Here is a 23,943-nt window from a genome sequence, read left to right as displayed (position 1 = left end):
CTTACGCCAGGATGTTGAAGATTTCGTGAAAGCCCAGATGGGTGGTCACCACAATGACCGTATCCCCCACCTGGAAGGCATCCTGGCCGCCGGGGATGATCAGACGTCCGTCCCGGACAATGCCGGCAATCAGCACATTGGGTTTCAAATTCAGATCCGCCAGTTTCACTCCGATGATGGAAGATTTCTTTTCCAGCAAAAATTCCAGGGCTTCCACCCGTCCGTTCATGAGCTTGTACAGGGTCTCCACATTGGATTCCAGGCTGTTGCCTGCAGCCCGCACATAATGCACGATTTTCTGGGCGGTCAGTTCCTTGGGGTTCACAATGCTGTCCAGCTGCAGCCCTTCGATGACGTCGCCGAAGTCCACGTGGTTCACCTTGGTGACCACCTTCCGGCCCACATGTTTCATGGCATACAGAGACAGGATGGTATTGACTTCGTCCAGGCCCGTACAGGCCACAAAGCCATCCATATTCTCCAGATGCTCTTCCTCCAGCAGTTCCTTTTCCGTACCGTCGCCGCAGTCCACCGTAACGCCGGGCAGGGCATTCACAAGTTCTTCACATCGCTCCATATCCCGTTCCACGATGGTCACGTTGGCATGATTGTTCAGCAGCAGCTTGCTCAGGTAGAAGCTCAGCTGGCCGCCCCCTACGATCATCACATTCCTGCATTTGTTGGTGCGCACGCCGATCTTCTTGAAGAAACTCTGGGCATCCCGGGGCATGGCAATGATGGTGAGCACATCTCCCTGCTGGATCACCGTATCTCCGTTGGGGACCATGATGTTGCTGTTCCGTTCAATGATGCATACCAGCAGATTGGTGGTCAAATCGGAGATGGCCTTCAGGCTGCGCCCTACCAGCACGGAAATGGGAGGGACCCGGAAGCGCAGCAGATCGATCCGGTTCCGGGCGAAGCTGAAGATTTCGATGGCGGACGGGAAGTTCAGCAGCCGGGAAATTTCCTTGGCCGCTTCCATTTCCGGGTTAATGGTCATGGTGAGATCCAGCCCCTTCTGCAGCTTGGCCAGTTCCCCGGCATACTGAGGGCTCCGCACCCGGGCCACCGTATGGATCTTATTGTTGTTCAGCTTGGCGATGACACAGGTGAGCAGGTTCACTTCATCCCGTTCCGTCACCGCAATGATCATGTCCGTATGGGCCAGGTCGGCCTGGTCCAGGATGGTGAAACTGGACCCATTGCCCACGATGCCCATTACATCGTAGTTGGTGGAAATGTTGCGGATGATCTGGGCATTGGTGTCAATCACTGTCACATTATTATCTTCTTTGGAAAGTTGAGCCACAATGCTGCGTCCCACCTTACCGCAGCCTACAACGATAATCTGCATTGAAAAAACTCCTGTACTACCAGAATCAAAAAAAGTCCAATACGATAACTATACACTACCCACTCCGAAAAATCCACCTGTTTTTGTTACAAAGGAAACAGGATTTTATCGTTCCTGTTTTCCCAGCCGGCTCTGGATCCCATCTGCCAGCAGGACCCCTATGAGCCCTGTAAAGAATTGGGTCGGGATGAAGACACTGAGCATCTTCCACACCAGGTGCATGGGGAAATGGAGCATGTAGAACACGCCGCACAGTCCGATGAGCATCACCAGGGTCTTGGCACAGGGTGCCCCCACATAACGGACCTTCTTTTCCCCGGGGATCAGCAGCATCTCCACGAACATACCATTGCCCAGGGTAATCACCGGCACCAGGGCTCCGATGATGTGCCCCTGGAGGAAGGCGATGCAGGCCAGGGCCCCGCACACCACCCAGGCCAGGATCCGGGAGGTATGGACGGCCGCCAGGGCCAGGCAGGTATTCACCAGGCTGCCGATGAGCAGGGTCATCACCGGGACAGGCAGGGGAATCACCAGACGCAGCTGCTGGCTCAAAACGCCCAGGGCAAGCAGCAGGGCCCCCCGGGACAATTGACGGATTTTCGGATTCAAGGCGGAAACCTCCTTTTTGGTTGCTACGTTCCATTGTAATGAAAGATTTCCAAAAAGGCAAGAGAAAGGGGCTTGTGATTGGGTCCTGTTCATTTTATAATGAATTGTTACGAATGAAAGGAGACGACTGTGAAACAACGGAATCCTGTTTTTGATAACCTGCGCGGCATCTGTATGCTGGGGGTCATCGCCATCCATGTGGGCAGCATGGCCATCAGTGCAGAGACAGCCACGCCTTTTGCGGCCCTTGTCACCAACATCCTGAGCCGCTACAGCGTGCCGGCCTTTTTCTTCATCTCCGGGTATGGCCTGTTCTACAGCAAGCCCCTGGAAGAACCTTTCTCCTACGGGGCATTCCTGAAGAAGCGGCTGCACAGCATTGGAAAGCCCTATCTCATTGCTTCCCTGCTCTATCTGCTCTACTACACGATCATGAATCGGGATCTTTCGGTCCTGGACCCTTCCAACATCCTCTTTTCCCTGTTCTTCGGCACGGCCCAGTATCACATCTACTTCCTGGTGATCCTGATCTGGTTCTACCTGCTGTTCCCCCTGTGGCGGGGACTGATGCAAGCTATGGAAACAGTGGGACTGAAGCTTTCCCTGGCGGTGCTGTTCGTGCTGCAGGTGCTGCTGTACGAAGGAAGTTTCCACTTCTGGTCCTATCCCAGCTGGATCGCCCAGAGCTGGCTTTTGACCAATCTGATGAACTTTCGGCTGAACTACTTTCCCTTCTTCTACCTGTTCATTTTTATGCTGGGCGGCGTGATTGCCCGGCATTATGAGGGTTTCAAGGCGCTGATTACCGGAAAGAAAGCCCTTTTGACGGCTTTTTTTGCTGCCAGCGCCGGATTCAATACCTGGATGTTCTACCGCTGGACCGATCTCTACGGCATGCCCTACGAAAACACCATCAACTCTCTGCAGCAGCTGAGCCTGCCCGGCCTGGTGTACACCATTGCCTCGGTGCTGTTCTTCAGCATGATCCTGCAAAGCGGCAGGTACCCCTTGCAAGGGGCCCTGAAACGGATGAGCGACCGTTCTTTTGTAATCTACCTGATCCATCCCCTGTTCATCGATCAACTGGAATACGCTGTAACGAAATGGGGAGGCGGATTGCAGCATTTCCCATTGGAACTGTTTTATCTGCTGGTACTGGGCATCTCCTGGGGGATTGCAGAAGGCTGGCACCAATGGAAGAAACCATGACACCTCACCGGTGGATTGCTTATATCAAAAGAGCTGTGAAACATACCGTATTTTCCGGTACGTTTCACAGCTTCTTTTTTATGCATTAGATACAATTTGGAAAGTAACGCAAGAACCGCTTCCCGGCTCTTACTTTACATTGATCTTTCCGGCATACACCGAACCGGTTGCCACATCCAGGGTGACCAAATCACCGGTTTCCAGGGCATCCATGGCCCCTTTGGCACCGATGATCACCGGAATCCCGTAGTTGATGCCGATGATGGCTGCCGGAGAGGTAAATCCCCCTTCTTCGGCGATGATGCCACCGGCCTGGGCTGCCTTGGTTCCCATTTCATTTTCCAGGGAAGCCACTGCCAGGATCATCCCCGGTTTGAAGGCATCCAGATCGGATTTCTTTTCCACCCGAAGTACAATGCCGCTGGTGGCTTTCTTGCCGATGCCCTGCCCGGCTACCACCTTTTCGCCCACATTGACCACCTGGATCAGGTTGGTGCTGCCCACCTTCCCCACGTGCATGCCGGCAGTAACCACCAGAGAATCTCCCTTTTTGATCAGTTTGGCGGCCAGCGCATCTTTCAGAGAAGCATCGATCAGTGCATCCGTGCTGGGTTTGTTTTCACCCTTCAAAGGCTCCACGCCCCAGTACAGGGTCATCCGCCGCAGGCTCTCCTCCACCGGAGAGACCCCAATGACCGTGGCTTTCGGCCGGTACTTGGCCACCATCCGGGCGGTATAGCCGCTTTCCGTAATGGACATGATGGCATTGGCCTCCAGTTCCTGGGCAATCTGTACCGTAGCATGGCTGATGGCGTCGGTCATCTGGACCTGTGCCCCGATGCCCTTGTGCTGGAACACGTGTACATAGTCGATGGCTTCTTCCGTCCGTTTGGCGATCCGGGCCATGGTCTGCACCGCTTCCAGGGGATAGGCGCCGGAAGCCGTTTCCCCGCTGAGCATGATGGCGTCGGTGCCATCAAAGATGGAGTTGGCGATATCGTTGGCTTCTGCACGGGTAGCCCGGTAGTTGGTGATCATGCTTTCCAGCATCTGGGTGGCCGTCACCACCGGTTTGCCCACGGCATTGCATTTGGCAATGATCTGCTTCTGCACAATGGGAACATCTTCCATGGGAATCTCCACACCCAGGTCCCCACGGGCCACCATGACGCCGTCCACCACCTGCAGGATTTCGTCGATGTTGTCCACACCTTCCTGGTTCTCGATCTTGGCGATGATCCCCATATGGGATCCCAGGCTTTCCAGGAGCCGGCGGATCTCCATGGCATCATGGGCATTGCGGACGAAGGAGGCGGCCACATAATCCATCCCATGCTGGGCAGCAAAGGTGATGTCCGAACGGTCCGCATCGGACAGGAACGGCAGCTTCAGGAATGCGCCGGGGACGGCCACCCGCTTCCGGGAGGAGATTTCCCCGCCGTTCACCACCACCGTCCGGATTTCCTTATCCGTGGTAGATTTGACTTCCAGGGACAGTTTCCCATCATTCAGCAGGATGGTATCGCCCTTGTTCACTTCTTCCGGCAGACCGGCATAGTTCACATGAGCCTTTTCCGCCGTCCCTTCCACATCATCCGTGGTCAGGATGAATTCATGGCCGGGCACCAGCGTGGTCCGATCTCCCTTGAACAGGCCCAGACGCATTTCCGGGCCCTTGGTGTCGGCCACATAGCCAACCACCTTTCCGGTTTCTTTTACAGATTCCTTCAGCAGGTTCAACCGGGCTTCACATTCCTCATGGGAACCGTGGGAAAAATTGAACCGGGCCAGGTCCATACCGGCATTGATCATATTGACCAGCAGGTCTTTCTTATCGGTGGCCGGACCCAGGGTGCAGATGATTTTCGTTTTTTTCATGAGAAGATCCCCCTCTGATAGATTCTTTTCCTTCTCGTATGCTTCTCTTGAAAAAAAGTCCGGACTTTGACAGCCCGGACTTTTCAGTTCGCCTATGAAATTAGGATTCCTTGAAGGCCTTGATCTTTGCAGTCAGCAGAGGCAGGATCTTCAGGGCATCGCCAACGATACCATACTTGGAGATTTCGAACATAGGAGCGTCCGGATCCTTGTTGATGCAAACAATGGTATCGGATTTGCTCATACCAGCTTTGTGCTGAACGGAACCGGAAATACCGCAGGCGAAGTAAATCTTCGGGGTTACGGTTTTACCGGATTGACCAACCTGACGAGGATGTTCTACGAAACCTTCATCCACAGCTGCACGGCTGCCGCCTACGGCGCCGCCCATAACATGGGCCAGATCATACAGCAGGCTGAAGTTTTCCTTGGCTTTCATGCCACGGCCGCCGGAGCATACGTACGGAGCATCGTCGATGGCCATTTCGCCTTCGGCTTCCACTTCTTCTCTGCGGATGCAGGTTACACGGTCTTCCACATGGTTCTTCAGGGTGTAGTTGATGACTTCACCGGTACGGGAAGCATCCGGTTCCAGAGCCTTGAAGGTCTTGGGACGTACGGTACCCATCTGGGGACGATGTTCTTTGCACAGGATGGTAGCCATGATGTTACCACCGGCAGCAGGACGGGTCCATTCAATCAGGCCGTCTTCTTCAGCGTCCAAGACGGTGCAGTCTGCGCACAGACCGGTGTTCATCCGGGCAGCGATACGGGGCCCCAGGTCACGACCATCGTTGGTAGCGCCGATGAATACGGCGGAAGGATGATATTCTTCGATCATTTCGCAGAAAGCGTTGGTATATTCATCCGTGGAATAATATTTGAAAGCAGGATCGGTGCAGACATAAACCAGATCAGCACCACGAGCGATCAGGTCCTGGGGAACGTTCTTGGCATCGTCGGTCATCAGTACGGCAGCCAGTTTCTGATGGCATTTGTCGGCCAGTTTCCGGCATTCGCCCAGCAGTTCATATACTACATTGACAGGTTCGCCTTTGTAATGTTCAACATAGACCCATAAATCTTTTTCGTTACCGGTCTTTAAACCCTTCGTGTTAGCCATTTATACCCTACCTCACTTCGTAATAATCTTGTCTTCGATCAGTTTGTTCACTAACTTATCCACTGCAACTTCCGGATCTTCATCATTGAAGATTTCGCCGTGGACTTGCGTAACTTTCGGAGTGAAGCTCTTCATAACCTGAGTCGGAGACCCCTTCTTACCGATGATATCCAGAGGAATTTCCAGATCAGCAGCGGAATATACAGGAACTTCAGCCTTTCTGGCTTTCAGTTTGCCTCTGATGCTGGCGAAACGCAGGTCGGTGCTGCGCATTACGGTTACAACGCAGGGCATCTTCATGGTGAAGGTCATGGACATCTTTTCGTTATCTCTGTCAACGACTACGGTATCCCCGTCGACTTTGACTTTCAGAGCAGCCGTTACCTGCGGCAGATCCAGATGTTCAGCGATTTCCGGCCCTACTTGGGCGGTATCACCATCGATAGCCTGACGGCCGCACAGGATCAGATCAGGAATACCGAAGTGTTTGATGGTATTGGCCAGGGCCGCGGAGGTTGCCAGGGTATCAGCGCCACCAAAAGCTCTGTCGCTGACCAGTTTGGCTTCATCGGCGCCAACGGCCAGGCAGTCTCTCAGGACAGATTCTGCATGGGGCGGTCCCATGGTAATAACAGTGACATGTGCACCCATCTGATCCTTCAGTTCCAGAGCCGTTTCCAGAGCATACTGGTCATACGGGTTCATGATATTGGTTACACCATCTCTGACGAGGTTGTTGGTGACCGGATCGATTTTCATTTCAGCGGTATCCGGTACCTGTTTTACACATACAATGATGTTCATTACAAAGCGACCTCCTAAAAATCATATAGTTCAAAACCACACAATCCAATTGTAACACGTGTTTTCAACCTATGCAAGGGATTGCACAGATTTGTCAGATAACCGGAGTGTTTTTATGAACATCATGTATACAATCTTTTTTAGTCGATTATCTTCGTTTTTCTTCCTAATTCATAATTATCAAATTATTCAATTCAACTTCTGTAACGGAAAATTCTACAGAATTGCAAGATAAATAAACTCTTTTTTTCGGTTCTTTGTCAAATGTTGGGGTAAGCTCCAATTCATCTACCACACACGGACGTGAGCGATTTTTGCTCACGTCTGTTTTTATTTTAATTTCACCATCGAAAGCAGTAAAATCCGAGAACGGAATCGTTCAAAGTTGCGAAAACCAAATGCTACTCTCTTTAACACCTTAATCTTATTGTTCATTCCTTCCGTAAAACCATTCGAATACGCTTGACTCAATCCTTCCAAAATCTCTGTCTTCCAATCAGTGAACGTCTTTATAACACTCTTGAATTCTTCAACCCCACTTTCTTCGACTAATGATAACCAACGAGATAAGAATGAAGCAACAGCAGACCGTTCTTTCATAGAAAACACCTTAAAGAATGCCTCTTTTAAGGCATAGGCTCTCTGTAATTCTGAAGACTGCTTCAAGATTTCCCGAAGGCTGGCCAGTTCTTCTTCTGTCAGACGATCACCCCTCTTGTTCAAGATATGTTTGTTTCTCTTGAAATAAATTCTTTTTTCGTCGAATAACTTTTGTACATTTTTCCTAACCCGTTCAAGCGCCCAAATGACCAGTCTCTGTATGTGGAATCGGTCACCAATAATTGTTGCACCAGGAAACATCGCTCTGATGACCTTGCGGAAAAGTGACGAAAGGTCCATTACGACAAATTTTACTTTCAATCGCTCTGCTCTTGAAAATTGGCTAAAATAACGAATCAATTCCAGCGCTGTCCTCTTTGGCAAAATATCGAGAGTTTCATGACGCTGAGGGTCATTCACAGCGACCTGGTATCTTTGCCCATGAGCGTTCCCACGAAATTCGTCTAAAGAAAGAACTTCAGGCAGATGGAGAGGCCTTTTAAAAGTAAGTCCATCAAAATACCGGATTACGGTGGAAACAGAGACACCATGGCTTCTGGCAATAGCTTTAAAGCTCGCCAGTTCAGAACAGGCTTGGATGATGCTGTTCTTTACATCGTTAGAACGCCGCTGGTAATGCTCGACGCCAGGAATTTTTTCATAAAATGTCTTATGGCAGCAAGGGCAAAAAAATCTTCTTTTATGAACAATAGCAGAAACAGGATGGGTGTTCCAGTGCCCTAAGAGGACTTTTTGGTCCCGATAGTCCTTAATATGAAGAATTTTATGATGACAGTAGGGGCAACGAGAAGCTGTAGAAGTGAATTCCACGTAAAGGAGGAGGCTGGATCCCAATTTTTCAAATTCTTTTATGGAACCCTCTTCCCAATGGAAGCTTTTTTCGATAAAATGAAAGAAAGACATATCTATTCTCCTTTCAGTTCTTCGTGGTGGTTGAGGTGAAATGTAGCTTAGATATGTCTTTATTTTATCGTAAGACAAGGGGTCTTGTGAACAGGAGTGTCCACAAGACCCCAACATTTATTATAGAACCTTTTTTTCACGAAATATAAGACAAAGGTTATGGTTTCCCCATTCCCTTTGTCTTATGGTTTCCATTCCTTTTGATTTTTCCGTTAAACGGGAAACAATTCCAGCTCTTACAGCTTCAGGCTTCCGGCACCCAGCACCCTTTCGATTGCTTCTGCAAACCCGGGGGCCTCCAGGTCCACCCAGAACCTGGGCAGCGTACGGATCACCTGCTGGGTATCCTCCACATGGAGATACACCGGGTTCTTTCCGTGGAAGGCTGCAAACACGCCCCCCAGCTGCCGCTGCACCGCCGGAGTATTCCGCCCGTGACCGATGGTCAGGTGCACTTCCTTCGCCGCCTCCTGCAGGGGTTCCACCTTGTTGGCGAAGATCCGGGCCTGCTCTTCGTCCAGCTTCAGTACGCCGCTGACCAGGACGATCCTGTCCTTGTCGATCTGGTTCCGGCTGGTGGTATAGGCCCGGGGAAAAGCGATCACTGTCAGGCTGCCGGACAGATCTTCCAGGACGAAGGAGGCCATCTGTTCCCCGTTCCTGGTGGACCGGAGCTTCAGATCGGAGATGATGCCTCCCACCACGATGCGTTCCCCATCCTGGAAGTTCTCCTCCGTGCATTTGATCAGAGGGGTCAGGCGTTTCAGGGCGTTTTTATACTTGTCCAGGGGATGGCCCGTCACATAGAATCCGATCAGTTCTCTCTCCAGCCGCAGGATCTCCTCCTGAGGGATCTCCGGCAGATCCGGGATGGGGATGGTGTTGGCGCTGGCGATTTCCTCCTCCCCGAACAGTCCCATCTGCCCGGTGAGCCGGTCCCTCTGCTCGCTGGCTGCTGCTTCCAGGGCCGGATCCATGATGGCCAGCAGCTGGCTGCGTTTCAATCCGAACCCGTTCAGGGATCCACTTTTGATCAGGGCTTCCACCACTCTTTTGTTCACCCGGCTCAGATCCACCCGACGGGTGAAGTCGAAGAAGTCCTTGAACGGTCCGCGCTTCTTCCGTTCCTCCAGGATCACGGACACCGCCGCATCCCCTACACTCTTGATGGCCCCCAGGCCAAAGCGGATGGTATGGCCGTCCACGGAAAAGCCTGCTTCACTGGTGTTGATATCCGGAGGCAGCACCTGGATGCCCATGTCACGGCAGATGCCGATGTACCAGCTCACCTTGTCCGCCACGGTGATGATGCTGTTCAGGAAGGCCGCCATGTATTCCACCGGATAGTTGGCCTTCAGCCAGGCGGTGTCATAGGCCACCAGGGCGTAGGCAGCCGAATGGGATTTGTTGAAGCCATAACCGGCGAAATGCTGCAGCAGCGCAAAGATCTTCTCGCCCAGTTCCCGGCTGATGCCATGGAGCTTTTCGGCCCCGTCCAGAAACTTTTCCTTCATGGAATCCAGCAGCTTGGCCTTTTTCTTGCCCATGGCCCGGCGCAGGATATCGGCTTCGCCCAGGGTGAATCCCCCCAGGGCGGATACGATCTGCATAACCTGCTCCTGGTACAGGATCACCCCGTAGGTATCCGCCACGATGGGTTCCATCAGCGGGTGCAGCACCTGGGCTGTACGCTTCCCGTGACGACCGGCAATGAAGTCCTCTGCCATGCCGCTGCCCAGAGGCCCGGGACGGTACAGGGCCACCAGGGGGATCAGATCCTCGAAGCCCTCCGGAGCCAGCTGTTTCATAAGCCGGGTCATGCCGTCACTTTCCATCTGGAACACAGCGGCTGTATCCCCGTCGCAGAGCATCCTGCAGGTCCTGGGATCATGGAGGTCGATCCTGCGGATGTCCACATCCACACCCTTATTCTTTTTGATCATCTTCAGGGCGTCGTCGATCACAGTCAGGGTCCGCAGACCCAGCAGGTCCATTTTCAGCAGGCCCAGGCTCTCCGACCGGTCCTTGTCATACTGGGTACAGATATATTCATGTTCGTCGTCGCTGCTGCTGGTGATCTGCAGGGGCACATAGTCCGTCAGTTCCCCGGGGGTGATGACCACCCCTGCCGCATGGGTGGAGGTGTGCCGGGGCATGCCTTCCACCTTCTGGGCAAAGTCCAGCAACTGGGCGATATTGGGATCCTGATCCCGCAGCTGCCGCAATTCCCGGCTGCCCTCCAGGGCTCCTTTCAGGGTAGTGCCTGGTGTATTGGGGATCAGCTTGTTCACCTGGTTCACCACGTTCAGGGGAATGTCCATGGCCCGTCCCACATCCTTGATGGCCGCCTTGGCCGCCAGGGTCCCGAAGGTGATGATCTGGGCCACATGGCTCTCTCCGTATTTCCGGGCCAGGTAATCCACCACCAGATGCCGTTTCACGTAGCAGATATCCGTATCGATATCGGGCATGCTCACCCGTTCCGGGTTCAGGAACCGTTCAAAGATCAGGTTGTACTTCAGCGGATCGATGCTGGTGATGCCCGTCAGGTACGCCACGATACTGCCGGCGGCACTGCCTCTGCCGGGCCCCACAGGGATGTCATGGGTACGGGCATAGTTGATGAAGTCCCATACGATCAGGAAGTACCCGGAATACCCCATCTGCCTGATGATGCCCAGCTCATACTCCATCCGTTTCCGGGCCGTACCGTCATCATCAGGATACCGGGAAGGGAAGCCCTGTTCACACAGTTTCCGCAGGAAGCCGTCCATGGTCTCCCCCTCGGGCAGGGGGAATTCCGGCAGCAGCAAATGGCCGAATTCCAGTTCCAGATTGCATTTGTCGGCAATTTCCAGGGTGTTGTCCAGTGCCTCCGGGTCATCCGGAAACAGTTCTTCCATCTCCTCCCGGCTCTTCAGGTAGTAGGAATCATTGTTGAATCGCATCCGCTGGGGATCCAGGTACCGGGCGTTGGTCTGGATGCACAGCAGGATGTCCTGGCCTGCGGCATCCTCCTTATGGATATAGTGAAGGTCATTGGTGGCCACCAGCTTGATGCCATGCTTCCTGGCCAGGGCATGGAGCTCCTGGCGCACAGTGGTTTCCTCCGGCAGACCGTGGTTCTGGATTTCCAGGTAGTAATGATCCCGCCCGAAGATGTCCAGGTATTCCAGCATGACCTTTTCCGCGGTCTCCAGTTCTCCCCGGAGGATGTGCCGGGGCACCTCGCCGGCCACGCAGGCGGACAGACAGATCAGGCCCTCATGGTACTGGCGCAGCACGTCCATGTCGATCCGGGGCTTGTAGTAGAATCCCTCCACTTCTCCGATGGAAACGATTTTCATCAGGTTCTGGTAGCCCGTCTTGTTCTCCACCAGCAGGATCAGGTGGTACAGCTTGCTGCGGGACTCCAGGCTCTTGTCCAGGTGGGACCCGGAGGTGATGTACACTTCGCAGCCGATGATGGGTTTGATGCCGGCTTTTTTGCATTCCTGATAGAATTCGATGACCCCGTACATGACCCCATGGTCAGTGATGGCCAGGGCCGGCATACCCAGTTCCCTGGCATAGGCCACCAGGTCCGGGATCCGGCAGGCCCCATCCAGCAGGGAATACTGGGTATGGGTATGTAAATGGACAAATTGGGACGACATGGCTTCTCCTTCGTTAAAAAAGGGCTGCCACACAGGGCAGCCCCACTCAAATGGCCTTACTCATGAATGGTATTCACTTCTCCCGGCAGGTACATGGTCACTTCCGGTGATACTTCTGTTTCGGTGGCCCCAATGGTGTAGGCCACCCCGGCCAGATAATCCTGGGCCCGGACCTTATCCGGCTCCGCCAGGTCGTTGAGGCAGAGCAGCAGGCCCTTGCCCTCCATGATCAGCTGGCCATAGGGGACGATATCCTCCAGACTGGCCGGCGTCCGCAGACAGAGATCCAGATTGGGTGTGGTGAGCAGGGTCAGGCCGTTATCCCGGGTTTCCTCCGGTTTTTCCGGCACGTCCTTATGAGATTGAAAGCGGGCAAACATAGGCGACCTCCTCCCTTCTTGGTATCATCTTATTGTACACCAAAAAATTTGCCTTTGGCAAATTTTTTCCTTCGGCTCGTGGCTCCAGGCTCGCAGCCCCTAGCAAAAAAGGCCGCCGCAAAAGCGGCAGCCTTTTTCATTACGCCCGTGCGTTGCGCGCCCGGGTGCGGGCCCGTTCCAGACGGGACAGGATTTTCTTTCTCATGCGGATGCTCTTGGGAGTGACTTCCACCGTTTCATCGTCGTTGATGTGTTCCAGAGCCCCTTCCAGGGAGAAGGTCTGCGGCGGTACCAGACGGACCGCATCATCGGACCCGGCGGCACGCATATTGGATACGTGCTTCTTTTTGCAGGGGTTCACATCCATATCATCTTCCCGGCTGTTTTCGCCCACGATCTGACCTTCGTAGACTTCTTCGCCCGGGTTCACGTACATGGTGCCTCTGGCCTGGCATTTATCGATACCGTAAGCGGTGGTAGTACCGGCTTCAAAAGCCACCAGGCTGCCGCGGGTACGGCCGGGGATATCGCCCTTGTATGCGCCCCAGCCGGCGAATACGTGGTTCATGATGCCATTCCCCTTGGTATCGGTCAGGAACTGGTTCCGGAAGCCGATCAGGCCACGGGCAGGGATGATGAAGTCCATGCGCAGGTAGCCGGCCACTTCGGTCATATTCTGCAGTTCAGCCTTGCGGATGCCCAGGCCTTCCATCACAGGGCCCATGAAGTCCTGCGGCACTTCGATGGTCAGTGCTTCCATGGGTTCCAGCAGCTTGCCGTTTTCGTCCCGGTGCATGATTACGGTCGGTTTGCCCACCTGCAGTTCGAAGCCTTCACGCCGCATGGCTTCGATCAGCACGGACAGATGCAGTTCGCCACGGCCGGATACCTTGAAGGTATCGGGGCTGTCGGTATCTTCCACCTTCATGGAAACGTTGGTTTCCACTTCTTTATACAGACGGTCACGCAGGTGACGGCTGGTGATGAAGTCGCCTTCCTGGCCGGCAAACGGGCTGTCGTTCACGGAGAACGTCATGGACAGAGTAGGTTCGTCCACCTTGATGCCCTGCAGCTGTTCGGGATTGTCCACATCAGCGATGGTGTCGCCGATTTCAGCGTCAGCCAGACCGATCAGCGCAATGATGTCACCGGCTTTGGCTTCGGGCACTTCCACCCGTTTCAGGCCTTCGTAGGTGTACAGACGGCCGATTTTCTCGTTGGTCCGTTTGTCATCGTGCATCAGGCACACCTGTTCACCGTTGTGGATGGTCCCGCGGACCACACGGCCCACCACGATCCGGCCCACGAAGTTATCATGGTCCAGGGTATTGACCAGCATCTGCAGCGGTGCATCCACATCCACGTCGGGAGCGGGAATGCTCTTGATGATGGTGCGGAACAGGGGTTCCAGGTTGTCGCTTTCATCATCCATGGACAGCTTGGCAATGCCCTTCTTGGCGGAGCAGTACACCACCGGGAAGTCCAGCTGATCGTCGTTGGCGTTCAGTTCGATGAACAGGTCCAGGACTTCATCCACCACTTCTTCCACCCGCTGATCCGGACGGTCGATCTTATTGATGACCACGACGGGTTTCAGATGATGTTCCAGTGCTTTCCGCAGCACGTATTTGGTCTGGGGCATGGGGCCTTCGTAGGCGTCTACCAGCAGCAGCACGCCGTCAACCATGTTCAGCACCCGTTCCACTTCGCCGCCGAAATCGGCATGGCCCGGAGTATCCAGGATGTTGATTTTGCAGCCATCATGCATTACGGACGTATTCTTGGCCAGGATGGTGATACCACGTTCTCTTTCCTGATCGTTGGAGTCCATGACCCGTTCCTGTACCTGCTGGTTGGCCCGGAATACACCGCTCTGTTTCAGCATGGCATCGACCAGGGTCGTCTTACCATGGTCAACGTGAGCGATGATGGCAATGTTACGCAAATCATTTCTAATCATAAAAGCCCAATCCCCTCTTATTTCCAGATAAATCAAGAGGATGCTCGTCAAGAAGCATCCTCAAAGTAAACTACATGATTTCGACTTTCCTATTATATATTTTTCCCCTGCGTATGTCAAACTTTTTACAGGGTCTTCATCACATTGTCAATGTATTTGCGGATCTTATCCAGCTTGCCCCGCACATCGGGGATCCGTTTGGGGTCGTGGGTAACGATCTGTTCCATGCGGCCCTTGTAGGCCAGGTATTCTTTTTCGAAGCTCCGCAGATAGTCCCGGAGAGACTGGATGGCCGGTGCCGCCACCACAATCTGGCTTTCCTCAATATGCCAGTCGGTGCCGTCGATGACCGCCGTATCCCCGTAGTTGGGAATGTAGGTGGCTGTGCCCAGTTCCGTATTCAGCAGGTGGGCAAAATGACTGGCTGAATCGTATTCCCCGTGGACCACAAAGAAGCATTTCGGTTTCTGCTCCATCCCCTTGTACAGGGCCAGCATCTGGTCCTTGTCCGCATGTGCGGAAAAGCCAGACATGTTGTAGATTTTGGCCCCCACCACGATGTCTTCTCCCATGATCTTCACCTTTTTGGCCCCGTCCAGCAGACGCCGCCCCAGGCTTCCTTCTGCCTGGTATCCGGCGAAGATCACCGAACTGTCCTTCCGCCACAGGTTGTGTTTCAGATGGTGGAGCACCCGCCCGGCATCCGCCATACCACTGGCCGACAAGATGATCATGGGGCTGGGCAGGTCGTTGATGGCCCTGGATTCCGCCGGAGTCTCCGTGTACTTCACATTGGGCATGTCGATGAGTTTGCCCTTCTGCTGGCGGAAAATGGTAGTAGCCTCCTCATCGTACTCTTCCGGATTGAACTGCATCACCTGGGTGGCCTTGATGGCCATGGGGCTGTCCACGTAAATGGGGATCCGGGGCAGCTGTCCGCTGGCCATCAGCTTCTGGAAGTAGTACAGCATCACCTGGGTACGGCCTACGGCAAAAGCCGGGATGATCACGTTGCCGCCCCGGCTCAGGGCATCCTTCATGATGTCGCACAACTCCTGCTGCCGGTCGATCTTTTCGTGGATCCGGTCCCCATAGGTGGATTCGGTGATGATAAAGTCCGCGCCAGAAATCTGGTAAGGGTCATCCAGGATGGGTACATTGGGCTGGCCGATATCCCCGGTAAAGATCAGCTTCGTTTTCTTCTCGTTCTCTTCCAGTTCCAGGGTCACCAGTGCGCTCCCCAGGATATGGCCTGCCACCCGGAACCGGAAGGTGATACCCGGGTACAGTTCAATGTTCTCATCGTAATCATGGGTGATGAAATGCTTCAGGCACAGGTAAGCATCGTCCGCCGTATATAAAGGTTCCACCCTGCTCTTGCCGGCCCGCAGCCCCTTCCGGGTGGCCACTTCCGCATCAGATTCCTGGATATGGCCGCAGTCGGGCAGCAGGATCTGGCACAGTTCTTCTGTAACGTGGGTACAGTGGATGAACCCTTTGAACCCTTCCTTCACCAGTTTGGGTAGCAGGCCGCTGTGATCGATGTGGGCATGGCTTAAAATCACCGCATCGATTTCACCGGGATTGAAGGCAAACGGCCGGCGATTCAGGTCTTTGATGACTTTGGGGCCCTGGAACATGCCGCAGTCCAGCAGGATCTTCCTGCCGCCCACTTCCAGCAGATGGCAGGAACCGGTCACGATCTTATCAGCGCCCAAAAAACGGATTTTCATGGAGCATGCCTCCTTGGTTCCGGACTTTTCCACACTTCAGTACACCATATTTTTCTCTGATGTGGTACAATAGTCCCATGGTTTTCTTGATGAAAGGATGTCTATGATGAAAAAAAGCCATTTCCTTCCTATATGTTTTGTTTCGCTCTGCACCGTCCCATTCCTGCTTTTTGGGGGCCCAATGGCTGATGCGGCGGAAAAAGAAACGGTTTCTGTAACAAATGGTTCACAAAAAGGTGTCTCTGTGCCCCTGGATGAAGCGGCATCCGGGTCCAAAACAACCGTAAAAACAGCCCTTTCCGGAGACGTCCAAAAAACGGCCATCCCGGAAAAACTGCCGGTGCCTCCCACCGACGAGGAGGCTGCCTGGACCCTGGTGGGCAGCAACAGTACCTACGATGTGTACTACGATTCCCGGACCCTGAAAGCAGACCCCAAAAGCGGGATCATCACCCTGTGGAACAAATGGGTGAACAAAAAGGCCCCGGGCACTGCGCCCAGGACCCTGCTCCTCCAATCCCAGTATGATGTGCGGCTGCGGGTGGTCTCCGACCTGGTGCAGTACCGGTACAACGGCCTGGGTCAGAAGGTGGATGGAGAAAAATTCCCTGATCCCTCCTGGTATCCGCTGAGCCCTGACACCCTGGGCATGGAACTGTGCAATGCCCTGAAAGCGGTATTTTTGAACAACTGAAAGAGGCTGTGAAGAAATGAGGATCCATTTCTTCACAGCCTTATTTTTTGTCCTTCCCTGACAACGACTCACCATCCACCAGCCGCTGCTATAATGGGATCACATCATTTTCATCCTGTCCCCGATGATCCTTGCCACATATACGCCGCTGGCGCTGGCCTGGCTCAGGCCCCGAGTGATGCCGGCCCCGTCACCGATGGCAAAGAAGTTGGGCAGTTTCGTCTCCAGCCGGTCATCCAGTTCCAGCCGGCTGCTGTAGAATTTTACCTCTACCCCATACAGCAGGGTATCGTCATTGGCCGTGCCCGGCGCCACCTTGTCCAAGGCGTAGATCATTTCAATGATATTATCCAGATGCCGTTTGGGCAGCACCAGGCTCAAATCTCCGGGAACGGCATTCAGCGTGGGCCGCAGAAAGCTCTGGCTCAGTCGATGGGCATTGGTCCGCCGGCCCTTGATCAGGTCTCCGAACCGCTGTACCAGCACACCACCCCCCAGCATGTTGGACAGGGACGCAATGTGCTTGCCATACCGATGGGGTTCCTTGAAGGGTTCCGTGAACCGGTTGCTCACCAGCAGCGCAAAGTTGGTGTTGCCGCTGTTCTTCTTGGGGTCGCTGAAGCTGTGGCCGTTCACCGTGACGATGCCATCGGTGTTCTCCGCCACCACATATCCGTTGGGGTTCATGCAGAAGGTCCGCACCCGGTCACCATACTGCTTCGTCCGGTAGACCAGCTTGGCTTCGTACACCTCATCGGTGATGTGCTGGAACACCGCCGCCGGCACTTCCACCCGGACGCCCACATCCACCTGGTTGTTGGTCAGTTCCAGGCCCAAGGCTTCGCACTGATCCGAGAACCATTCGGCACCGGCCCGGCCCGGTGCGCCGATCAGATACGTGCATTTCACAGTCTCATCGCTGTCCTTCAGGAACACTTCGTAACCCCCGTCGCAGGGCTTGAAGGTCTCCACCTGGGTGTCGCACTGGATCTGGATGCCATGGTCCATCAGGAACCGATAGATGCTGGCCATGAGCTTCCGGTTGTTGTCCGTACCCAGATGGCGCACCTTGGCATTCAGGAGGTGAAGGTCGTGTCCCAGGGCCTCCCGGCCGATTTTACAGTTCTTGGTGGAATATACTTCCCCGGGGGCCCCGTGCTTCAGATTGATTTCATCCACATAGTCGATCAGTTCCATCACCGTCTTTTTGGGGATGTAATCGCTGAGCCAGCCGCCGAATTCCGTGGTGAAGTTGTACTTGCCGTCGGAGAAGGCCCCGGCACCGCCGAAGCCCCGCATGATGCTGCAGGGGGTACACCGGATGCACTTTTCCACCTTGCCTGCAATGATGGGACAGTTCCGCAAATCGATGGCATGGCCTTCCTCCAGGATCAGCACGCTGACCTTGGGATATTTCAGTACGAACTCATAGGCCGCATAAATGGCCGCAGGACCGCCGCCGATGATGGCTACGTCCACTTTTTTCGTCATTTTTTGAACACCTCTTTGTCATTGACCGTATTGAAGATAATCGAAGAGATCTGGTTGATGGTCTTGCGGGTTTCCTCTGGACGTACCGCCTTATCCATCATGACCACCAGAACATATTTTTCCTTGGCATAGACAATGCCGGCCGCCCCCAGTACCTGGCCATGGTTCGCCTGGTACCCGGCTATTTTCACCTTATCCGGCAGCAGGGCCCCCAGCATATCCCGTTCCGGCTGTTTCTGCAGCAGACCCAGCAGATAGGCATCCTTTTCCCGACTGATACATTTGCCCTGGTACAGGCTGGTCAAAAGGTTCACCATATCGTTCACAGACGTATAGCTCAGTTCCCGTTTCTCTTTGGGAGCCAGGCCATCCTGGGCATTTTCCTGGGTGGGCAGATCATGGCTGCCGATCACCGTATCTGCATACCCCTGTTTGGACAGCCATTCGTTCATGTCTTCCCGGCCGGCGATCCAGATCAGTTTATACAGGGCCGTGGTATCGTTCTGCAGGATCATGGCTTCCAGCAGATTCTGCACCGTCAGTTTGCTGCCGGCAGGCAGTTTCCCCAGGACCGGGCTGTGGGGCCGGAGGTCCTTTTCCCGCAGGGTGTAGACTTCATCCAGCGCCAGGTCCCTGTCTTCCACCTGGCGCAGTACAGCCGCCGCCACGTAGGGACGGATCAGATCACCGGCAGGCATTTTGCCGGAATAATTGTAGAACACTTCCCCGGTATCCAGGGAATGGTAGTACACCGAGCAGGCAGCCCCGCTCTGGGCGATTACGTTATTCAGATAGGCATAGGGCAGCTTGGTGTCCTGGGAATGGACCAGCTGGGCATTCTGGGCGGTCTGCTGCTGCTCCAGGTATTTGGGGCTGCGGTGCAGCAGGGTGATGGAGATGATCCCGATCACCACCAGGGCAATGAAACAAAGCAGGATTTTCTTGTTGATACTCATAATGTAAACATGACCTTTCTATGGACTTTCAACCAGTTTTCCCGTTCCTTGTAATCCGGCAGCACCCGGGCCACAGCCTGCCAGAAGGCCTTGTTATGGGACATGTTGCGGAGGTGGCAGAGCTCGTGGACCACCACATAGGCAATCACCTCCCGGGAGCAGAACACCAGAGGCCAGGAGAACCCGATTTCTCCCCTGTAATTGCAGTACCCCCAGCGGGAGCGGGCCCGGCTCCATTTCACCCGAGGTACAGGCAGATCCAGTACCAGGGCGTAAGACCGCACCAGGTCCCAGAGCACCTCCCCCAGCCGGGCGGACAGATACCCCACCAGGGTGGCCCGGTTCTCCTCCATGCCCATATAAAGATTCCCGGGTTCCTGCCGAAATCCCTTTCCCGGGACCCGATGCAGGGTGCAGGGCGCACCAAACAGCAGGAAGGTCTCCCCCTCCCGCAGTTCCAGGGTATGGTACTCCCGGTTCTCCGTCCGGACCCGTTCCACCGCCCGGCAGATCCATTGTTCTTTTTTGTGCACTGCCTGCTCCCAGAGGCTTTTGGGACAGCCGTAAGGGACCCGCAAAAGCAGCGTTCCGCTTTCGCGGACTTCAAACCCGATGGTCCGGCGGGCCGACTGGACGATCCGGGCGCTTTTCATGATTTCTTCGATACCCATAGCGTTCCTATTATAGCATAGAACATTGACCACTGTCATACTTTCTCTTATAATGAAGCCATACCCATAAAGGAAGTGTAAAATATGGATACATTTGAAATCCCCACAGCAGCGTTGACGCTGATCCTGGTGATTTTCATCTCTTTTTCCGGCTTCTTCTCTGCGGCAGAAACAGCCCTTACCGGCGCCAACAAACTGCGGCTGAAGAATCTGGCCAAAAGCGGCAACCCCAAGGCCCGGAAAGCCCTGCAGCTGCTGAACCGTTTCGATGATGCCCTGTCCACCATCCTGATTGGGAACAACGTGGTGAACATCGCCACGGCGTCCCTGGCAGCCGCTGTCTCTACAGCGGCCTTCGGTCCTTCGGGCCTGGCCCTGGCCACGGTGGTTACCACCATCATCATCCTGATTTTCGGAGAAATCCTCCCCAAAAGCGCTGCCAGCGACGCCCCGGAATATTACTCCATGCAGACCGCCGGTCTGCTCCGGATCCTGGTGTTCCTGTTCACACCCCTGAACTTTCTGTTCCGGCAGCTGAAGCGGCTGGCCGCCCAGTTCCTGGGCAAGAAGAACAGCCGCAAACCGGCCACGGAAGATGAACTGCTGCTTATGGTGGACGAAGTGGAAAGCGGTGGCGGCATCAACAAGCAGGACAGCCTGCTGATCAAGAGCGCCATCGAGTTCAGTGACATCCGGGTACGGGAGATCATGACCCCCCGGGTGGATATGGTGGCCATGGATATCTCCGAAGGAACGCCGGAGGCCCTGAAGCTGTTCCGCAGCCACGGGTTCTCCCGTCTGCCCGTGTTCAAGGATGACTATGGCGAGATCATCGGCATCCTCCACGCCAAGGACTTTTTTGCAGCGTACCTGCAGAATCCCCAGTTCGACTTGAAGAAAGTCATCAAGAAAGCCGCCCTGGTCCATCAGTCCACCAAGATTTCCCGGGTACTGAAGACCCTGCAGGAAGCCAAGGTGGAAATGGCTATGGTCATGGACAGCTACGGCACCGTACGGGGCCTGGTGACCACTGAGGACATCGTGGAAGAGCTGGTGGGTGAAATCTGGGACGAACATGACAAGGCCATTTCCTCCTTCCGCCGGCTGGGCAAGAACCGGGTCCTGGTGTCCTGTTCCTCCAACTCCCAAAATGCCAACCTGTTCGACCTGTTCAAGGTGCTGGATCTGGACATAGACGACTACGGCCTGGAGAACAACTCCATCAGCGGCTGGGTGGTGGATACCCTGGAAACCATCCCCAAAAAAGGCGACAGCTTCGACTGCAAGAATCTGCACGTAACGGTGACAAGGGCCAACGAGCACCGGGTGCAGGAAATCATCGTGGAAGTGCGGCCCACGAAAAAAGATGCGGCGGAAGGATAGAAGATGGGATCTTCTCCTCCCAGCCCTTTGCTAAAGCAAAACAGATGAAAGGAAGGGACTCCCCATGAGCAATCCGTTTTTGATTGTGGTAGATATGCAGAATGATTTTGTAGGCGGCAGCCTGGGATCCGAGGCGGCCCAGGCCATCACCCTGGACGTAATGAAAAAAGTGGCCCATTTCCCGGGCAAGGTGATCTTCACCCAGGACACCCACGGCAGTGACTACCTGGAAACCCAGGAAGGCAAACTGCTGCCCGTGAAGCATTGCATCAAGAACACCCCGGGATGGCGCCTGATCCCCGGCCTGGAAAAGCTGCAGCAGGAACACCACTGGCCGGTGATCCAGAAGCCCTGCTTCGGTTCTGTGAAACTGGCCCGGGAGCTGGCAGAGGCCAACAAGGTACAGCCCATCACCAGCATCGAACTCATCGGCCTTTGTACCGATATCTGCGTGGTGAGCAATGCCCTGCTGTTGAAAGCGGCCCTGCCGGAAGTGCCCATCAAAGTGGACAGCCGCTGCTGTGCCGGCGTAACCCCGGAAAAACACCGGGCAGCCCTGGAAACCATGAAAAGCTGCCAGATCATTGTGGAATGATCCGTTCCATGAAAAAGAAAGACCCATCCCAGGATCGGATGGGTCTTTCTTTTTGCCCAGAGACTGTGACAAGCCGCCGCGCATCGCTTTATTCTTTTACCTCCGGCTGGGGTGCCAGCATGATCTTGATAATCTCCCGGTCGGTTTCTCTCATCCCTTCCCGGCCCAGCTGGCTCACGTTCCTGATGGTGGCCTCCACCCCATTGTTCACAATGCCATCGCCGCTTTTGAATTCATTGCCGCTCTTGTACATGGAGTAGCCCAGCAGGCCGGCTTCCACGCTGGATGCAATTTTGGCGGCACAGGAGGCCTTCGCCCCGTCGCAGATGATCCCGCTGACGATGGCCAGCGCGTTCACCAGGGTATGGCTGATGGCGTCATACCCTTCCCCGTACAGGTAGGCGATGCCACAGCCCGCCGCGCACCCGGCGCTTACCGCTCCGCAGTAGGCGGACAGCCGTCCGATGCCGGTCTTTTCATGGATGGCGATCAGATTGGACAGCACCAGGGCCCGGTACAGTTTTTCCTTGGTCACATTCAGTTCCTTGGCATATTCGATGACGGGAACGGAAACGGCAATGCCCTGGTTGCCGCTGCCGGAGTTGATCACCACAGGCAGTTCACAGCCGCTCATCCGGGCGTCGGACCCGGCAGCTGCCTTGGCCACAGCCCGATTCTTGATGTCGCTGCCGTAGGTCTTCAGCAGCACGGAACCGATATTGGCACCGTAGTTGCCCAGCAGTCCTTCTTCAGAAATGGCGGTGTTGCATTGGATCTGGGGATCCAGTATGGGTTTTACATCTTCGATGTCACAGGTGTTGGCAAAATCCAGGATGTCCTTGATGTTCAGCAGGTTCTTGCCGGTCATGCCCATTTCCTCAGCATTGTCCGCACAGCCGGTGCCCCCGTCTTTTTTCGCTTCATAGACAGTCTTTTCATTCTTCTGTATCAGCACGATATTGGTATGGTATTGAGCAATCCGGACCAGGGCGCTGTCCGTTCCATGGAACAGCTTCACCATGATATCGAAGATCAGTCCATTGTCCACCGCTTCCACCTGCATGGGCACCTTTTTCAGGAAGTCCTTCATCTGTGCTTTCTGCTCCGGTGTCACGTCTGCGATTACTTCCAGCTGTTTTTCCGCTTTGCCTCCAACGATCCCGGCCGCAGCCGCCGCTTCGATGCCGTGCAGGCCGTCCGTATTGGGCACCACCACGCTCTTCACGTTCTTGATGATATTCCCGCTGACGCCGATTTCCACCCTGTCCGGCAGGGCTCCCAGGACTTCCCGGGCCCTGGCCGCGGCGTAGGCAATCGCAATGGGCTCGGTACATCCCATGGCCGGCACCAGTTCTTCCTTCAGGATTTCCACGTAGGTCTGGTATTTCTGATCGGTCTTCTCCATTGTCCGTCCTCCTTTTATTTCCCATTGAAAGTGAGCCGCATCTGGTGCCACACCACGTCCCCGTGGGTGGAACCGGAGATGCCTTCATCCACGAATCCGAATTTGGCGTAATAGTGGACCAGACGGTCCTTGCAGGTCAGGACCACTCCTTTGCGGCCTTCTTTCCGGGCCGCATCGATGAAGTGCTGCAGCACGTTCCCGGCCAGTCCCTGTTTCCGGCGGGCGGGGTCCGTATCCACCCCGAAAATCATCTGCCAGGCCCCTTTTTCGTTGTGCATATCTGCATGTTCGTACATGGCGTCAGTCAGATCCGGTTCATCCGTCACCAGTCCATTCACAAAGGAAACCAGCTTGCCTCCATCAAACAGCAGGAGGAAGTGATTGGGATACGCCGCCACCCGATCCTGGATGGATTCCGGTGTAGCCGCTTCTGCATGAGGGAAGCAGACAGCCTCCAGGTTGGCGATATCCTTCACATCCTGGGGTTTTGCATACCGCAATTCCATGTTTTT

The 23,943-nt window shown here is 54.7% G+C and carries 19 protein-coding genes; 4 read left to right on the top strand and 15 right to left on the bottom strand.

Features of this window, described 5'->3' with window-relative positions:
- Position 1 precedes the first annotated feature (1 nt).
- Positions 2 to 1,357, bottom strand: a complete 1,356-nt coding sequence (trkA, locus tag BQ5462_RS05075) for a Trk system potassium transporter TrkA (RefSeq protein WP_071142329.1) — start codon at positions 1,355 to 1,357, stop codon at positions 2 to 4.
- A gap of 105 nt (positions 1,358 to 1,462) precedes the next feature.
- Positions 1,463 to 1,969 (bottom strand): hypothetical protein, encoded by a 507-nt coding sequence (locus BQ5462_RS05070; protein ID WP_071142328.1) that lies wholly within the window; start codon positions 1,967 to 1,969, stop codon positions 1,463 to 1,465.
- Positions 1,970 to 2,098: 129 nt separating this feature from the next.
- Here BQ5462_RS05070 and BQ5462_RS05065 point away from each other — a divergent pair, with 129 nt between their 5' ends.
- Entirely contained in the window at positions 2,099 to 3,178 is a 1,080-nt protein-coding gene (locus tag BQ5462_RS05065; RefSeq protein WP_071142327.1) for an acyltransferase, read from the top strand.
- A 129-nt stretch (positions 3,179 to 3,307) separates the two neighbouring features.
- Here BQ5462_RS05065 and pyk read toward each other — a convergent pair whose 3' ends face one another.
- The 8 genes from pyk to BQ5462_RS05025 all read right to left on the bottom strand — a co-directional run bounded on the left by pyk (position 3,308) and on the right by BQ5462_RS05025 (position 16,236).
- Positions 3,308 to 5,056: a pyruvate kinase gene (pyk, locus tag BQ5462_RS05060; RefSeq protein ID WP_071142326.1), complete on the bottom strand. Its 1,749-nt coding sequence runs from the start codon at positions 5,054 to 5,056 to the stop codon at positions 3,308 to 3,310.
- 100 nt (positions 5,057 to 5,156) lie between these two features.
- Positions 5,157 to 6,179 (bottom strand): electron transfer flavoprotein subunit alpha/FixB family protein, encoded by a 1,023-nt coding sequence (locus BQ5462_RS05055; RefSeq protein ID WP_071142325.1) that lies wholly within the window; start codon positions 6,177 to 6,179, stop codon positions 5,157 to 5,159.
- Between the two features lie 12 nt (positions 6,180 to 6,191).
- Positions 6,192 to 6,983 carry an electron transfer flavoprotein subunit beta/FixA family protein gene (locus BQ5462_RS05050; protein ID WP_071142324.1) on the bottom strand — a complete coding sequence of 264 codons (792 nt, stop codon included), beginning with the start codon at positions 6,981 to 6,983 and terminating at the stop codon, positions 6,192 to 6,194.
- 330 nt (positions 6,984 to 7,313) lie between these two features.
- Complete coding sequence (locus tag BQ5462_RS05045) at positions 7,314 to 8,507, bottom strand: ISL3 family transposase (RefSeq protein WP_071141821.1); 1,194 nt, start codon at positions 8,505 to 8,507, stop codon at positions 7,314 to 7,316.
- A gap of 236 nt (positions 8,508 to 8,743) precedes the next feature.
- On the bottom strand, positions 8,744 to 12,163 hold the full coding sequence (locus tag BQ5462_RS05040) for a DNA polymerase III subunit alpha (protein ID WP_071142323.1): 3,420 nt from the start codon (positions 12,161 to 12,163) through the stop codon (positions 8,744 to 8,746).
- Positions 12,164 to 12,219: 56 nt separating this feature from the next.
- A complete protein-coding gene (locus BQ5462_RS05035) occupies positions 12,220 to 12,543 on the bottom strand; it encodes a cell division protein SepF (protein WP_071142322.1) in 324 nt (107 codons plus the stop codon).
- Between the two features lie 139 nt (positions 12,544 to 12,682).
- Positions 12,683 to 14,503: a translational GTPase TypA gene (gene typA / locus BQ5462_RS05030; RefSeq protein ID WP_071142321.1), complete on the bottom strand. Its 1,821-nt coding sequence runs from the start codon at positions 14,501 to 14,503 to the stop codon at positions 12,683 to 12,685.
- Positions 14,504 to 14,628: 125 nt separating this feature from the next.
- Positions 14,629 to 16,236 (bottom strand): MBL fold metallo-hydrolase RNA specificity domain-containing protein, encoded by a 1,608-nt coding sequence (locus BQ5462_RS05025; protein ID WP_071142320.1) that lies wholly within the window; start codon positions 16,234 to 16,236, stop codon positions 14,629 to 14,631.
- A 181-nt stretch (positions 16,237 to 16,417) separates the two neighbouring features.
- Between BQ5462_RS05025 and BQ5462_RS05020 the strand changes: the two genes are divergently transcribed.
- On the top strand, positions 16,418 to 16,930 hold the full coding sequence (locus BQ5462_RS05020; protein WP_071142319.1) for a hypothetical protein: 513 nt from the start codon (positions 16,418 to 16,420) through the stop codon (positions 16,928 to 16,930).
- 99 nt (positions 16,931 to 17,029) lie between these two features.
- Here BQ5462_RS05020 and BQ5462_RS05015 read toward each other — a convergent pair whose 3' ends face one another.
- The 3 genes from BQ5462_RS05015 to BQ5462_RS05005 are packed head-to-tail and all read right to left on the bottom strand — an operon-like array spanning position 17,030 to position 20,048.
- Complete coding sequence (locus BQ5462_RS05015) at positions 17,030 to 18,421, bottom strand: NAD(P)/FAD-dependent oxidoreductase (RefSeq protein ID WP_071142318.1); 1,392 nt, start codon at positions 18,419 to 18,421, stop codon at positions 17,030 to 17,032.
- Positions 18,418 to 19,377: a serine hydrolase gene (locus tag BQ5462_RS05010; protein ID WP_071142317.1), complete on the bottom strand. Its 960-nt coding sequence runs from the start codon at positions 19,375 to 19,377 to the stop codon at positions 18,418 to 18,420. The genes BQ5462_RS05015 and BQ5462_RS05010 overlap by 4 nt, the downstream gene beginning before the upstream one ends.
- A complete protein-coding gene (locus BQ5462_RS05005; protein WP_159429674.1) occupies positions 19,374 to 20,048 on the bottom strand; it encodes a M48 family metallopeptidase in 675 nt (224 codons plus the stop codon). Before BQ5462_RS05005 ends, BQ5462_RS05010 begins: the two co-directional genes overlap by 4 nt.
- Positions 20,049 to 20,132: 84 nt before the next feature.
- On the opposite strand from BQ5462_RS05005, the gene BQ5462_RS05000 reads away from it, so the two are divergent.
- Together BQ5462_RS05000 and BQ5462_RS04995 are read left to right on the top strand one after the other, a co-directional pair.
- A complete protein-coding gene (locus BQ5462_RS05000; protein WP_083378076.1) occupies positions 20,133 to 21,431 on the top strand; it encodes an HlyC/CorC family transporter in 1,299 nt (432 codons plus the stop codon).
- 64 nt (positions 21,432 to 21,495) lie between these two features.
- Positions 21,496 to 22,026 carry a cysteine hydrolase family protein gene (locus BQ5462_RS04995; RefSeq protein WP_071142316.1) on the top strand — a complete coding sequence of 177 codons (531 nt, stop codon included), beginning with the start codon at positions 21,496 to 21,498 and terminating at the stop codon, positions 22,024 to 22,026.
- A gap of 88 nt (positions 22,027 to 22,114) precedes the next feature.
- On the opposite strand, the gene BQ5462_RS04990 is transcribed toward BQ5462_RS04995, so the two are convergent.
- Both BQ5462_RS04990 and BQ5462_RS04985 read right to left on the bottom strand, forming a co-directional pair.
- Positions 22,115 to 23,431: an L-cysteine desulfidase family protein gene (locus BQ5462_RS04990; protein ID WP_071142315.1), complete on the bottom strand. Its 1,317-nt coding sequence runs from the start codon at positions 23,429 to 23,431 to the stop codon at positions 22,115 to 22,117.
- A 14-nt stretch (positions 23,432 to 23,445) separates the two neighbouring features.
- Positions 23,446 to 23,937 carry a GNAT family N-acetyltransferase gene (locus tag BQ5462_RS04985; protein WP_071142314.1) on the bottom strand — a complete coding sequence of 164 codons (492 nt, stop codon included), beginning with the start codon at positions 23,935 to 23,937 and terminating at the stop codon, positions 23,446 to 23,448.
- Between the last annotated feature and the right edge of the window lie 6 nt (positions 23,938 to 23,943).

The sequence above is a fragment of the Acidaminococcus timonensis genome, from assembly GCF_900106585.1.
In the GTDB taxonomy this organism is placed as follows: Bacteria; Bacillota; Negativicutes; order Acidaminococcales; family Acidaminococcaceae; genus Acidaminococcus; species Acidaminococcus timonensis.
Note: the sequence above shows the minus strand (reverse complement) of the source record. Positions and strands in the feature narration are given on the sequence as shown.